The organism is Roseateles flavus (genome assembly GCF_039872765.1).
GTDB lineage: Bacteria > Pseudomonadota > Gammaproteobacteria > Burkholderiales > Burkholderiaceae_C > Roseateles_B > Roseateles_B flavus.
On record NZ_JBDPZC010000007.1, the window covers coordinates 338,057 to 350,899 of the forward strand.

Sequence of the window (12,843 nt, forward strand, 5' to 3'; positions counted from 1 at the left end):
TGGCCTCCTGATCACGATGGGATCTCGTCAGCAGGGCACGCTCACGCAGTGGGACGATGCCAAGGGTTATGGCTTCATCACGCCCGATGCGGGTGGGGGCCGGCTCTTCGTGCATGCACGCGCCTTCGGCCTGCGCAGCTGGCGGCCCTATGTGGGCGAGCGCCTCAGCTACGAGGCCGGGCGTGATCCGCAAGGCAAGGCCCGCGCCCAGCGGGTCAAGGCCCTGCAGCCCCGGCGCCCGCAGCCCGCGGCACGGGCCGCTGCGCCGCGACCCTCGGCCGATGCGGCCCGTGGCAGCGTCATCCTGATGCTGATCCCTGCCTTCGCCGCCCTCGTGCTGGCCGTGCACCTGGCCTGGCCCATGCCTCACGCGGTATGGGGCAGCTACATGGCCCTGAGCCTGGCCACCTTCATCGTCTACGCCGGAGACAAGCGCGCCGCCCGCAAGGGGCAGTGGCGCGTGGCCGAGTCCACCCTGCATGGGCTGGCCCTCTTCTGCGGCTGGCCCGGTGCGCTGCTGGCCCAGCAGCTGCTCGCCCACAAGCGCGGCAAGCCCGCGTTCATGCGAGTGTTCTGGGGCACGGTGGCGCTGAACATCCTCGCCTTCATCGCGCTGTTCACGCCGGCACTCAACCCCTGGGGCCGCTTCCTGCACTGAGCGCTCCCCCCATTCCCATGCCTTCCGACTTCTCTCTGCGGCCCCTGCGGGCGGCCGATCTCGGCGCGGTCCTGCGCTTGCAGGCCGATTGCTACGGGCCGGACTACGTCGAGCCCGACGAGGCCTTCGCCTCCAAGCTGCGCGAGACCGCTGCCCTGCAGACCTGCTGGGGCGCCTTCGACGCCTCAGGGGCCTTGCGCGCCTATGCCATCAGCCTGCCCGTGTGCGCCGACACCATGCCCGGCCTGCATGCCAGCGACTACCGTTGCCCTTCGCGGCCTACGCTGCTGTACCTGCATGACGTGGCCGTCGGCCCGCAGGGGCGGGGCAGGGGGCTGGCCCAGGCGCTGCTCGCGCGGATCGAGCAGCGCGCGCATGCGCTGGGCCTGGCGCGCATGGGCCTGATCGCGGTGCAGGACTCCGCCCCCTTCTGGCAGCGCCTGGGCTTCGCCCCGCTGCCGTCGATGCCGTCCTGGCTCCAGCGCAAGCTGCAGAGCTTTGGCGATGCGGCCCGCTACCTGGAACGGGTCAGCCCGGCTCAGCCGCTCGATGCCTGCCATCTCGAGTAGGGCCGCGCGGCCAGGGCCGAGTTGAAGTAGCGCGTGTCCTGCGTCACCTCCTCGCCCAGCCAGTCGGGGCGGTCGAAGGGGTGGTCCTCGCTGGGCAACTCGATCTCGGCGACCACCAACGGCGCGTTGGCGCCCAGGAATTCGTCGATCTCCCAGACCAGCCCGCCCGCCGGCAGGCGGTGGCGGAACTTCTCGACGCAGGGGCCGTCGGCCAGGGACAGCAGCGCCTTTGCATCCGCCACGGGAATGGCGTACTCGAACTCGGCGCGCGTGGCGCCCGCGGTGAGCCCCTTGATCGTCAGGAAGGCCTGCTGGCCGTCGATGCGCACGCGCACGGTGCGGGCCGGGTCACGGCTCAGGTAGGCCTGGCACAGGTAGCGGCCTTCGCCCTGGCGCCAGCCCTCGCCCCGCACGAGGAACTTTCGCTCGATCTCGATGCCCATGTGGTTCCTCGCCTCGGTTCAGCCCTTGAAGCCCTTGAGCGCGCGGGCGCACTCGGGCACCAGGGCCGAGCCCTTGTAGATGAGGCCCGTGTAGACCTGCACAAGGTCGGCCCCGGCCTGCAGCTTGGCGCGCGCATGCTCGCCGCTCATCACGCCGCCGGCGCCGATGATGGGGTAGCCCGCGCCGAGCTCGGCGCGCAGCAGGCGGATCACGCGGTTGCTGGGCTCGAAGACCGGCTGGCCAGAGAGGCCGCCCGTCTCCTCGGCATGCGGCAGGCCCTGGACGGCCTCGCGGCCGATGGTGGTGTTGGTGGCGATGACGCCGTCGATGCCGTTGGCCTTCAGCGTGCGGGCGATCACCACGACCTGGTCTTCGTCCAGGTCCGGCGCGATCTTCAGGAACATGGGCACCACGCGCCCATGCTGGGCCTGCAGCTGCAGCTTGCGTTGCTGCAGGCGGGAGAGCAGGGCGTCCAGGGCCTCGTCGCTCTGCAGGGCGCGCAGGTTCTTGGTGTTGGGGCTGGAGATGTTGACGGTGATGTAGTCGGCATGCGGGTAGACGCCGGCCAGGCCGATCAGGTAGTCGTCCACCGCGTTCTCGATGGGCGTGACGGCGTTCTTGCCGATGTTCAGGCCCAGCAGGCCGCCGGCCTTCCTGAAACTGTGGGCCTGCTTCACGTTGGCGATGAAGCTGTCCAGGCCTTCGTTGTTGAAGCCCAGGCGGTTGATCAGGGCGTTGGCGGCAGGCAGGCGGAACATGCGCGGCTTGTCATTGCCCGGCTGGCCCTTGGGCGTGACGGTGCCCACCTCGATGAAGCCGAAGCCCATGGCGCCCAGGCCGTCGATGCAGCGGCCGTTCTTGTCCAGGCCCGCGGCCAGGCCCACGCGGTTGGGGAAGCGCAGGCCGGCCAGCTGCACCGGATCGCTCACTCGGCTCTGCGACCACAGGCACTGCAGCGGCGTGTTCTGGAAGCGGGCGATGGAGCCCAGCGTCACCTCGTGCGCATGCTCGGGGTCCATGCCGAAGAGGAAGGGGCGGGTCAGGGCGTAGGGAATCAGGGACATGGCGGCAGGGCGGCGCCCCGGCAGGAACAGAGCCGGCGGCATGAGCTTGTAGGGGTGGGGCGATTGTCGCATCCGGCCTCGCAGATAATCAGCGCAATCCCGCCTCTGGCCAGCCCTCATGAAATCCCTCGACCATCCTCAAAACGACCGCGAGATCGGCTCGCGCGACAGCACCCGTGACACCACCCGCACCGATGACACCCGCATCGGCGCCGTGCGCCCGCTCATCTCGCCCGCCCTGCTGCTGGACGAGCTGCCCATCACCGACGAAGCCCTGAACCTCGTCGAGCGCGCCCGCCACGAGATCAGCGACGTGCTGCACGGCCGCGACGACCGCCTGCTGGTGGTGGTCGGCCCCTGCTCCATCCATGATCACGACCAGGCCATGGACTACGCCCGCCTGCTCAAGAAGGCGCGCGACGAGATGCAGGGCGAGCTGCTGCTCGTCATGCGCGTCTACTTCGAGAAGCCGCGCACCACCGTCGGGTGGAAGGGCTACATCAACGACCCGCACCTGGACGGCAGCTTCCACATGAACGAGGGCCTGCGCCTGGCCCGCCAGCTGCTGCTGGACGTGACGGCCCTGGGCCTGCCTGCCGGCACCGAGTTCCTGGACCTGCTCTCGCCGCAGTACATCTCCGACCTCATCGCCTGGGGCGCCATCGGCGCCCGCACGACCGAGAGTCAGAGCCACCGCCAGCTGGCCTCCGGCCTGTCCTGCCCCGTGGGCTTCAAGAACGCGACCGACGGCGGCATCAAGGTGGCGGCCGATGCCGTGCTGGCCGCGCGCGCCAGCCACGCCTTCATGGGCATGACCAAGATGGGCGCGGCCGCCATCTTCGAGACCCGCGGCAACGATGACTGCCACCTGATCCTGCGCGGCGGCAAGGCGCCCAACTACGACGCCGCTTCCGTGCAGGCCGCCTGCGAGGCGCTGAAGAGCGCAGGCCTGCGCGAGCAGGTGATGATCGATTTCTCGCATGCCAACTCCAGCAAGAAGTTCGAGCGCCAGATCGACGTCGGCCATGACGTGGCGGGCCAGATCGCCGGCGGCGATGCCCGCATCACCGGCGTGATGATCGAGTCCCACCTGCAGGCCGGCCGCCAGGACCTGCTGGAGGGCCAGACCCGTGCCGACCTCAAGCCCGGCGTCTCCATCACCGACGCCTGCCTGGGCTGGGTGCAGACCGAGCCGCTGCTGCGCGAGCTTGCCGCCGCCGTGAAGGCCCGCCGCGCGCGCCAGGCCTGAGCTCCCGCGTCCTGCCAGGCAAGACCTGACCCTCTCAGAACCTCAGAAAGACTGCAATGACCCAAGACGAACTCAAGGCCCTGGTCGGACAGGCTGCGCTGGCCTATGTGGAGGAAGGCTCCATCGTGGGCGTGGGCACGGGCTCGACCGTGGACAAGTTCATCGACGCCCTGGCCGCCAGCGGCAAGAAGATCGCCGGCGCCGTCTCCAGCTCGGTGCGTTCCACCGAGCGCATGAAGGCGCTGGGCATCCCCGTGCTGGAGGCCAGCGAGGTGCAAGGGCTGAAGGTCTACATCGACGGCGCTGACGAGATCGATCAGCAGGGCCACATGGTCAAGGGCGGCGGCGCCGCACTGACCCGCGAGAAGATCGTCGCGGACCTGGCCGAGACCTTCGTCTGCATCGCCGATGAATCCAAGCTCGTGCCCACCCTGGGCAAGTTCCCGCTGCCCGTGGAGGTGATCCCCATGGCCGCCGCCCAGATCGCCCGCCGCTTCGCCGCCATGGGTGCGGATGCCCAGCTGCGCGCCGGCGTGGTGACCGACAACAGCTGCCACATCCTGGACGTGCGCGGCCTCAGCATCAGCGATCCCGTCGCCTTCGAGGCCGACGTGAACCAGTGGCCCGGCGTGGTCACCGTGGGCGTCTTCGCCCGCAACAAGGCCGGCGTCTGCCTGCTGGGCACGTCCAGCGGCGTGAAGACCCTCACCTTCGCCTGAGGACGCCATGGAGGCGGTGCGTGACACCATCGCCTACCTGCTGGGCCGCCGTGCCTTCGAGGAACGGCACCACCGCCGCTACCACTTCGCCGCCAGCCTGCTGCTGCGCCTGCTGGTGAGCGTGGCGGCGCTGGTCTGGGTGCTGCAGGCCCACGACGAATGGCGCGTGGTGCGCGCGGCGCTCGTGGCCTGGGTGCCGGTGCGCCTCTTCATTCCGGAGCTCATGGCCCTGGTCCATGCGCTTTTCTCGGGCATCCGCCACCGGGCCCTGGCGGACGTGCAGGGCCAGCACTATGTCTTTCGCGGCAAGCCCATGCGGGTGGCCGAGTGGGTGCCCGGCGAACGCTGGATCGCGGTGCCGGACCTGGAGCGCGCCCTGGAGCACCCCATCCGCCTGGGCCCCCTGCAGCAGGTCCATGGCGAGCAATGCCAGCAGCGGGACGGCCGCTGGTGGCTCGCCGCGCCGGCCTGCCTGGACTACCTGGACGGCCTCCAGCAGGCGCAGGCCCTGAAGCTGCGGCACTGGGTGCACGGCACTGTCTGGCTGCCATCGGGCCAGGCGCGACGCCAGGGCCGCGGGCGCTGGCGCCGCTGATCGGGTGGGGCGGGCGCAGACCTCCCGCGGACCTGCCAAAGACGAAAGGGGCGACCACCGGTCGCCCCTTTCGTTCTTCTGCTGGATGAGCCTGCGAGCCACGTGGCGCAGCAGGCTTCCTCCTCAGCCGCGATCAGTTGACGTTGACAGCCGTCCAGGCAGCGGCCACGGCATTGGCCTGGGTGCTGCCAGCGCCATACAGCTCGTTGGCTGCGGCGATGGTGGCGGCACGCGCGCCGGCGTAGTTGGTGCTGGAGGTCATCTTGGTGGTCAGCGCGCGGTACCAGATCTTGGCGGCGGCGTCGCGGCCGATGCCGGTCAGGCTGCCCGTGCCGGTGGCGACGCGGGTGTCGCCGGCCTTGCAGGTGGGGCTGCTGCCCAGGCTGCTGCTGGTGCCCTCGGCGAGCATGAAGTAGAAGTGGTTGGCCACGCCCGAGCTGTAGTGCACGTCCAGGCTGCCCACGCCGCTGTACCAGCAGTCGGCAGAGGCGCCGTCGGCACTGGGCTTCATCATGTTGCGCAGGAAGGCCGACTTCACCATGACCTTCTCGCCGATCAGGTAGTCGCCGGCGTCGCTGCCATTGGCGGCATAGAACTCGACCATGGTGCCGAAGATGTCCGAGGTGGCTTCGTTGAGGCCGCCGGATTCGCCGGAGTAGGTCAGGTTGGCGGTGCGGCTGGTCACGCCGTGGGTCATTTCATGGCCGGCCACGTCCAGGGAGACCAGGGACTTGAGGCTGGTGCCGTCGCCGTCGCCGTAGGTCATGCAGAAGCAGGAGTCGGACCAGAAGGCGTTGGCGTAGTTGCGGCCGTAGTGCACGCGGTTGAAGGCGCCCTTGCCGTCGTTGGCGATGCCGCTGCGGCCGTGCACGTTCTTGTAGTAGTCCCAGGTCACGGCGGTGCCGTACTGGGCATCGACGGCGGCCGAGGCCAGGTCAGCGGTGGTGCTGCTGCCCCAGATGTTGTCGGTGTCGGTGAAGATCGTGCCGTTGCCGGCCGTCTTCTTGTTCATGTTGGTGGTGTAGGTGCTGCCGCGAGCCGGATCGCGCAGCTCGTAGCCACCGGTGATGGAGTTGGTCGTCAGGGTGACGGTGCCGCTGTAGAGGCTCTTGCCGGTGCCGGTGGCAGCCGCGGTGTGGATGTCATTCCACAGGTCCAGGTGGGCGCCGGTCTGGGCGTCGATGATGGCGTGCTTCTCGAAGGGCGTGCCGTCGGACTCTTCACCGCCGACCAGCACATCCCAGGCCAGACGGGGCTGGTCGCCGCGGGCGTAGATCACCAGCTCGGGCTTGACGCCCATGTCGGCACCGCCATGCTTGGCGACGGCCAGCTGCTTGGCCTGGCCCAGCGAGACGGCGGGCTTGATGTCGACCTTGGGATCACGCTTGAGCGTCATGTGCATGGCCTGCAGGGCGCCATTGCGGTCCGAGCGCACCACCAGGTCGCCACCGATCACGCGCAGGCCGTTGACCCTGCGGTCGAAGCGCACGTGCTCGGTGCCGTCGGCGTCGGTGATGATGTCGCGCACGCTGTACTCATGGCCTTCGCCGTGCAGGCTCTTGCCGGCGAACTGCTTCACATGGCCCAGCGCACGGCCCTGCGGATCCGCCTGGGCGGACACCGATGCCAGGGAGAGGCCGGCCAGAGCGGCCACGGCGATGCTGATGCTGTTCAGGGACCTTGACTTCTTCATGGGGAACTCCGTCTTGCGCTGGATCCGCAGATCCTTGTGGTTTTGAATGGCCGGCCGAGTCACTGTCTCGGGGCACGGCGCAAATTTGCTGCAAATCGCCCTTTTGTGCGCTCCTCAAAATCCCTCTCGGTGTAGCTCCCCTCTTGCGCGGCCATGACGAATGTCATAGGTATGCCTTCCCATAGAAAGAAGTCAGCCTTCTTGAAAAGGCATGGGTAGGCGCATGCGCACCACGGTGCCCTGGCCCGGCTGGCTCTGCAGCGTCAGCTCCCCGGACATGCGCTCCACCACGAGCTTGTGCACGCTGGTGAGGCCCAGGCCCACGCCCGTGCGCCCCATCTGCGTGGTGTAGAAGGGCTCCAGCACGCGGGGCAGGTGCTCGCCCGCGATGCCCACGCCGTCGTCACGCCAGCAGATCTGCACGGTGGGCACAGCAGGCGGCTCCCCCCGGGCCTGCGCGCCGGGCGCAGCCAGCGTTGTTTCCTCGAGACCTTCGACCGACAGGTCGATCCAGATCGTGCCCTGCCTGCCATCGCGAAAGCCGTGGAGGAGGCTGTTCTCCAGCAGCTGCTGCAGCACCTGCTGGATGTCCTGCGGATAGCCGCGGTAGACGCAGCGCCCCGGCAGGTCCAGGCGGAGGTCCACGCCGGCCTCCAGCAGGGCCTGGCGCCAGCTGGAGGCACTCTGGCGGATCAGTGCGCAGAGGTCCATCTCGCTGCGTTCCTGCGGCTCGTCGCTGAGGCCTAGCGTCTTGAAGCGCTGCACCAGCTGCGCGACCCGGGCCAGCCCCCGGTCGATGAGGTCGCTGCCGCCGTCCAGCTGGACCAGCAGGTCGTCCAGCTCGCTGCGCCGGAGGGTTTGCCCGGCCAGACGCAGGCGCAGCTGCCGGGCCCGTTCGCCGATCAGGGAGGCCCCCATGCGGGCGTTGTCCAGCGGCGTGTTCATCTCGTGCGCCATGCCCGCCACCATGCGCGACAGGGCCAGCTGCTTCTCATGCTGCATCAGCGTGCGCATGGCCTGCTCCAGCTGGGCGCTGCGCTGGCGGACCTGCGCTTCCAGCTCGTCGTGGGCCTTCTGCAGGGCGACCTCCGTGGCCTGGCGGATGGCGATCTCGGCCTGCAGCCGCGCCAGCGTGTCGGAGAGTTCGGCATTGCGCTGGGCCAGCGAGTTCTCGAGGTCGGAGCCGCGCTGGGCCAGGGCCTCGCGTTCATGCATCAGATGGGGTCGCTCCAGCACGGCATCCACCGTGTCGCTCAGCGTGTGAGCCAGCTTGCGGTAGGAGGCCTGCTGCAGCTCGTTGAGGCGCTCGCTGGCCCACAGCGCATCGTCCATGCGGCCGCAGCGGCGGCCCAGGCGCTTGACGGCGTAGAGGCAGGCATCGCGCACCGCCACGCGGTTCAGGCCCTGCCCCATGTAGTCGCGCGCGGTGTCCATCAGGGCCTGCCAGCCGTCCTCGTCCTGCTGGGCGCGGACCAGCACGGCGCAGTAGCGCTGCCACTCCTTCCAGCCCGGGCGCATGGGGTCGACCTCGGGGCGGCTCCGGACCTCCTCCATCAGCGCGCGGCTCAGCGCGGCATGCCCGCGCGTGGCCTCGACGATGGCCATGTTGGTGAGGCTCACCGAGGCCAGGGCGTCCAGGCCATGGGCCTCGGCCAGAGCCAGGGCCTCGCGGTGCAGGCGGATGGAGTCCTCGAGATGGCGCTCGAAGGCCTCGTCGTCAGGCGCGCGGATGCCCAGGCTGAAGGCCGCACCGGCGGCACCGGCACCGCCGAGGATGCGGTGCCTGAAGGCCGGCGGCAGGGGCGTGCCTTCCTCCAGCAGCTGGCGGCAGGAGGCCCCCAGCTCCTCGTACATCTCGGCATGGAAGAGCACGCTGTTGCGCTGCACCGTCATCAGCTGTGCCATGTCCTCCTCGCCAGCCTGGAGGTAGAGGCTGGCGGCCATGCCGGCGCTGTGCAGCGAGGCGGGGAACATCTGCAGCAGGCTTTCCAGGGTGTGCATCACCCGCCAGGCGGCGGCCTCGGCCAGGGGGGCCTTGAGGGTCATGGCCAGCTGCTGGAGCTCGCGGGCACGGCGCAGCCGCTGCAGGGCGGAGGCGGGCTCGCGGCCGATGCCCTGGAGCAGGCCGTAGGCCTCGAGCTCCAGCGCCTGCACAGGGCTGGGATGGTAGGTGCCGGCCCGCTGCAGGTCGTCGCGCAGCTGTTCGGCGGGCCATTCGATCTGGCTCTGCCGCAGGTCATGAAGCAGCCGGGCGAGCTCGGCGGCGCCCGGTGTGATGTGCCCGTCGGAAGTGGGCTCGTCCTGCGGATCGGACCTGGCGCCGCTGGTCATGTGGGGCACGTGCTGATACTCCTGGCAGTGCGGGTGGTGGCGCTTCGCTGGCATCAGCTTAGCGTCTCGCGCGATGCCGTCCAGCCCCGTGGCCGAGGGTGATCAGCCTTGTCGGGATTGCCGGTGCAGGAAGCGCAGGGGATCCAGGGCGTCGACGAGGCTGGCCTCCAGCGGCGCCGGCGCGCCGGTGACCCGGCTGGCCAGCAGCTCGCCGCAGAGCAGGGCCCAGCTGAGCCCGCGCGAGGCCATGGCCGTGCACAGGGCCAGGCCCGGCAGGCGCGGGATCATGCGGACCTGGTCGATGCGGCCTTGCGCAGGGGATGCCGCCAGGCCGCCCACCAGGGGCAGGCGGTCCGGCGCGATCAGGCGCCAGCCCACGCGGCCCTGCGCGAGGGCCGGCCGGGGCAGGGCCAGCGGGCTCAGCTGCGCCAGCTGCGCGAGGTTGTCCTGGTGATCGCTGTCCCGGATTTCGGGGTCGGCGTCGCCGTCCTGGTGCGTGGCGCCGAACACCAGGCCGCCGTCGGGCAGGCCCAGGGCGTAGCCGGCACCCGCCAGCGGCAGCCGGGGCGCGTGCAGGCCGCTCAGGGCCAGCTGCTCGGCGCTGAGCCGGCTGATCTGGCCGCGCTGCACGTTCAGCGGTGGCAGCTGGGCGGCCGGTCCACCGGCGTCGAGGGTGGCCAGCAGGGCCAGGCTGTCAGCGCCCGCGGCCAGCACCAGGGACTCGGCCTCGGCCAGCACGCGGCCGGCCTCGTCCAGGCACTGCCAGCCTGCGTCGCTGCGGCGCAGCCGGCTCACGCGGCAGTCGGTCCGCAGCTGGATGGGGCGGGCCGCCGTCTCGATCAGGGCCTTCACCATGTCCGGCGGGGGCAGGGCGCCGCCACCGGGATAGAACCAGGCGGCCGTCACAGCGGGAGACAGCGGCCAGCCGGCCCGTTCGCAGGCCTGCTCCCGCGAGAGCGCCTGCACATAGTCGGGCGGCAGGCCCAGGCGCTCGATCTGGGCCTGCAAGGTGGCGAGCTCGCGCTGCATCTCCAGGCGCAGCAGGCCCGTCTGCAGCCAGGGCAGCTGGCCGCCGGCCCGCAGGGCGCGGGCATGGCGCTCGGTGTGCAGGGCGGCGGCGCGGTTGAAGCGGGCGTGCAGGCCGTCGTCCGGGTTGAGGGTGCCATGGAAGAGCCCGCCGGGATTGCCGGAGCCCGACAGCGCCGGCGCCTCGCGCGACTCCAGCAGGCTCACGTCCAGCCCCTGGGCCGCGAGCGCATGGGCACAGGCGGCGCCCGCGATGCCGGCGCCCAGCACGAGGGCCGTGCGCGCACCCGGCGCCAGGGCCAGGCGGCCGGGCGGTCTTTGCGTGGCATGGCGGGGCCGGTAGCGGGCCACGCTCATCTGCCCCTTGCTGGCAAAGCCCTCGGCCTTGCGGACCTCGAAGCCGGCGCTGGCGAGGCCCTCCCGCACCGCCCGGGCCACGCTCCAGGTGGCGGCCGTGGCTTCCGGGGCGGCCAGGCGGCCCAGGCTGCGCAGCAGGTAGGGGTCCCAGATGTCCGGGTTGAGGGCGGGCGAGAAGCCGTCCAGGTAGAAGGCGTCAACCTCCGCGACGATCTCGGCCAGCCAGTCGCGCGCCTCGCCCAGGCACAGCATGAGGCGCACGCGGCCCTGCTCGAAATCGAGCACATGCAGGTTGTGTGTGAGAGGCGGCCACCGGGCCAGCAGCTGCGCCGCGAGCACGGGCTCGGGCGAGTGGGCATGGGCGCGCTGCAGGTCCGCGTGGCGCAGCGGGTGTTTCTCGACGCTGATGAAGACCAGGCGTTCGGCGCGCTGCGGGTCCGCACGCCAGGCGGCCCAGGTGGCCAGGAAGTTGTTGCCCAGGCCGAAGCCCGTTTCCAGGATCACGAACCGGGCGCGGCCTTGCCAGCGCTGCGGCAGCTCGTTGCCGCCCAGGAAGACGTGCTGCGCCTGCGCGAAGGCGCCGGCGCGGGCATGGTAGACATCGCCGAAGCCGGGCGCGCTGGGCGCCGCGGCATCGGAGAAATCGACCTCGGCGGGACGGATGGGCTGGGTCTTCATGGGCGGCGCAGTATGCCGCAGCCCGGCCTTCGCCGCCCCTGCGCTGGCTCAGACTTCCACGGTTTCGCCATGCTGAGGCACGCGCACCTGCCAGCCCAGCTCGTCCTGGATGCGGCTGCGCAGCGCATCAGCCGCCTGCGGTTCGCCGTGCACCACGAAGGTCTGCGAAGGCGGCCGGCGGAACTGGCGCAGCCAGGCCATCAGCTCCTCGCTGTCTGCATGGCCGGAGAAGCCTTCCAGGTGGCTCAGCTCGGCGCTGACCGGCACGTACTCGCCGCGGATCTTGATCTCGCGCGCGCCGGCAATCATCTTGGCGCCGCGCGTGCCCCCCACCTGGAAGCCGGCGAAGCAGATGTGGTGGCGGGCCTGCGGCGCCATCACCTGCAGGTAATTGAGCACCCGGCCGCCGGTGGCCATGCCGCTGGCGGAGATCACCACCCCGGGGCGGTGCGCCACGGCCTGGGCCACCTTCAGCGACTCCTGCGGCTTGCTGACCACGCGCACGCCCTCGCACAGGCGCGCGAGTTCGCCGGACGAGATCTTCAGCAGGCGCCCGTATTCCTGCGTGATCTCGGTGGCCTCGCGGGCCATGGGGCTGTCCAGGAAGATCGGCAGCTCACCGGGGATCTCGCCGGCGGCCCGCAGGCGCTGAAGCACCAGCAGCAGGGCCTGGGCGCGGCCTACCGCGAAGCTGGGCAGCAGCACGCTGCCGCCGCGGTCGATGGTGCTGCGGATGATGCGGCCCAGGCGCTCCTGCACGTCCTCGGCCGGGTGGCGGCGGTCGCCGTAGGTGGACTCGACCAGCAGCACGTCGGCCTCGTCCAGCGGCTGGGGTGGGGGCAGCATGAGGTCCTTGGCGCGGCCCAGGTCACCCGAGAAGACCAGGCGCCGGCCCGCGCCCTGCACCGTGATGCAGGAGGCCCCCAGCAGGTGGCCGGCGGGCGTGAAGCGGATCTCGTTGGCCCCCAGCTTCAGCCGCCCGTCCCGCGGCAGGCCGACGAAATGCGAGAGGGCGCGCTGCGCGTCCTTGAGTGTGTACAGCGGCAGAGCCTTCGCATGGCGGGTGCTGCCCGTGCGGTTGGCGCGGCGGGCGTCTTCTTCCATCAGGTGGGCGCTGTCCGCGAGCAGCACCTCGCAGAGCTTGCGGGTGGCCGGGGTCGAGAAGATCTGGCCTCGGAAGCCCTGGCGCACCAGGGCCGGGATGTAGCCGCTGTGGTCCAGGTGGGCATGGGACAGCAGCACGGCGTCGATGCTGGCCGGTGCCACGCCCAGCGGGCCCCAGTTGCGCTCGCGCAGCGCCTTGTAGCCCTGGAAGAGGCCGCAGTCCAGCAGCAGGCGGCGGTCACCGGTGTCGATGAGGTGGCGCGAGCCGGTCACGGCGTCGGCGGCACCCAGGAAGGTCACTTTCATGCGTCTCTCCGCAAGCAGCTGGTGGCCGGGCCATTGTGGACCAGCCGCGC

Annotated in this window: 11 protein-coding genes; 5 read left to right on the forward strand and 6 right to left on the reverse strand. The window is 70.7% G+C overall.

Annotation, left to right across the window (positions count from 1 at the left end; genetic code table 11):
• The first annotated feature begins 16 nt into the window (after positions 1-16).
• Both ABDJ40_RS16570 and ABDJ40_RS16575 read left to right on the forward strand, forming a co-directional pair.
• On the forward strand, positions 17-658 hold the full coding sequence (locus tag ABDJ40_RS16570; RefSeq protein WP_347611478.1) for a DUF1294 domain-containing protein: 642 nt from the start codon (positions 17-19) through the stop codon (positions 656-658).
• Between the two features lie 17 nt (positions 659-675).
• On the forward strand, positions 676-1,227 hold the full coding sequence (locus tag ABDJ40_RS16575; RefSeq protein ID WP_347611479.1) for a GNAT family N-acetyltransferase: 552 nt from the start codon (positions 676-678) through the stop codon (positions 1,225-1,227).
• On the opposite strand, the gene ABDJ40_RS16580 is transcribed toward ABDJ40_RS16575, so the two are convergent.
• Positions 1,197-1,670: a CYTH domain-containing protein gene (locus ABDJ40_RS16580; RefSeq protein ID WP_347611480.1), complete on the reverse strand. Its 474-nt coding sequence runs from the start codon at positions 1,668-1,670 to the stop codon at positions 1,197-1,199. The two genes, ABDJ40_RS16575 and ABDJ40_RS16580, sit on opposite strands and share 31 nt — an antisense overlap.
• A gap of 18 nt (positions 1,671-1,688) precedes the next feature.
• Positions 1,689-2,735 (reverse strand): quinone-dependent dihydroorotate dehydrogenase, encoded by a 1,047-nt coding sequence (locus ABDJ40_RS16585; protein WP_347611512.1) that lies wholly within the window; start codon positions 2,733-2,735, stop codon positions 1,689-1,691.
• Positions 2,736-2,853: 118 nt separating this feature from the next.
• Between ABDJ40_RS16585 and ABDJ40_RS16590 the strand changes: the two genes are divergently transcribed.
• Genes ABDJ40_RS16590 through ABDJ40_RS16600 form a run of 3 tightly spaced genes read left to right on the forward strand, consistent with a single transcriptional unit; the run spans position 2,854 to position 5,298 of the window.
• Entirely contained in the window at positions 2,854-3,984 is a 1,131-nt protein-coding gene (locus ABDJ40_RS16590; protein WP_347611481.1) for a 3-deoxy-7-phosphoheptulonate synthase, read from the forward strand.
• 56 nt (positions 3,985-4,040) lie between these two features.
• Entirely contained in the window at positions 4,041-4,703 is a 663-nt protein-coding gene (gene rpiA, locus ABDJ40_RS16595; RefSeq protein WP_347611482.1) for a ribose-5-phosphate isomerase RpiA, read from the forward strand.
• A 7-nt stretch (positions 4,704-4,710) separates the two neighbouring features.
• A complete protein-coding gene (locus ABDJ40_RS16600) occupies positions 4,711-5,298 on the forward strand; it encodes a hypothetical protein (RefSeq protein WP_347611483.1) in 588 nt (195 codons plus the stop codon).
• Positions 5,299-5,431: 133 nt separating this feature from the next.
• Here the strand turns inward: ABDJ40_RS16600 and ABDJ40_RS16605 are convergent, their stop codons facing one another.
• From ABDJ40_RS16605 to ABDJ40_RS16620, 4 genes are all read right to left on the reverse strand, one after another.
• Positions 5,432-6,991 (reverse strand): M4 family metallopeptidase, encoded by a 1,560-nt coding sequence (locus ABDJ40_RS16605; RefSeq protein WP_347611484.1) that lies wholly within the window; start codon positions 6,989-6,991, stop codon positions 5,432-5,434.
• Between the two features lie 192 nt (positions 6,992-7,183).
• On the reverse strand, positions 7,184-9,322 hold the full coding sequence (locus ABDJ40_RS16610; protein WP_347611513.1) for a sensor histidine kinase: 2,139 nt from the start codon (positions 9,320-9,322) through the stop codon (positions 7,184-7,186).
• A 102-nt stretch (positions 9,323-9,424) separates the two neighbouring features.
• A complete protein-coding gene (gene mnmC / locus ABDJ40_RS16615) occupies positions 9,425-11,383 on the reverse strand; it encodes a bifunctional tRNA (5-methylaminomethyl-2-thiouridine)(34)-methyltransferase MnmC2/FAD-dependent 5-carboxymethylaminomethyl-2-thiouridine(34) oxidoreductase MnmC1 (protein WP_347611485.1) in 1,959 nt (652 codons plus the stop codon).
• A gap of 48 nt (positions 11,384-11,431) precedes the next feature.
• A complete protein-coding gene (locus ABDJ40_RS16620) occupies positions 11,432-12,793 on the reverse strand; it encodes an MBL fold metallo-hydrolase RNA specificity domain-containing protein (protein ID WP_347611486.1) in 1,362 nt (453 codons plus the stop codon).
• Positions 12,794-12,843: the final 50 nt, after the last annotated feature.

What these genes read in the sequence shown, in the direction of transcription:
- ABDJ40_RS16570 (WP_347611478.1), top strand. Translation starts at nt 17, where the DNA reads ATGGGATCTCGTCAGCAGGGCACGCTCACGCAGTGGGACGATGCCAAG.
- ABDJ40_RS16575 (WP_347611479.1), top strand. Translation starts at nt 676, where the DNA reads ATGCCTTCCGACTTCTCTCTGCGGCCCCTGCGGGCGGCCGATCTCGGC.
- ABDJ40_RS16580 (WP_347611480.1), bottom strand. Translation starts at nt 1,670, where the DNA reads ATGGGCATCGAGATCGAGCGAAAGTTCCTCGTGCGGGGCGAGGGCTGG.
- ABDJ40_RS16585 (WP_347611512.1), bottom strand. Translation starts at nt 2,735, where the DNA reads ATGTCCCTGATTCCCTACGCCCTGACCCGCCCCTTCCTCTTCGGCATG.
- ABDJ40_RS16590 (WP_347611481.1), top strand. Translation starts at nt 2,854, where the DNA reads ATGAAATCCCTCGACCATCCTCAAAACGACCGCGAGATCGGCTCGCGC.
- rpiA (WP_347611482.1), top strand. Translation starts at nt 4,041, where the DNA reads ATGACCCAAGACGAACTCAAGGCCCTGGTCGGACAGGCTGCGCTGGCC.
- ABDJ40_RS16600 (WP_347611483.1), top strand. Translation starts at nt 4,711, where the DNA reads ATGGAGGCGGTGCGTGACACCATCGCCTACCTGCTGGGCCGCCGTGCC.
- ABDJ40_RS16605 (WP_347611484.1), bottom strand. Translation starts at nt 6,991, where the DNA reads ATGAAGAAGTCAAGGTCCCTGAACAGCATCAGCATCGCCGTGGCCGCT.
- ABDJ40_RS16610 (WP_347611513.1), bottom strand. Translation starts at nt 9,322, where the DNA reads ATGACCAGCGGCGCCAGGTCCGATCCGCAGGACGAGCCCACTTCCGAC.
- mnmC (WP_347611485.1), bottom strand. Translation starts at nt 11,383, where the DNA reads ATGAAGACCCAGCCCATCCGTCCCGCCGAGGTCGATTTCTCCGATGCC.
- ABDJ40_RS16620 (WP_347611486.1), bottom strand. Translation starts at nt 12,793, where the DNA reads ATGAAAGTGACCTTCCTGGGTGCCGCCGACGCCGTGACCGGCTCGCGC.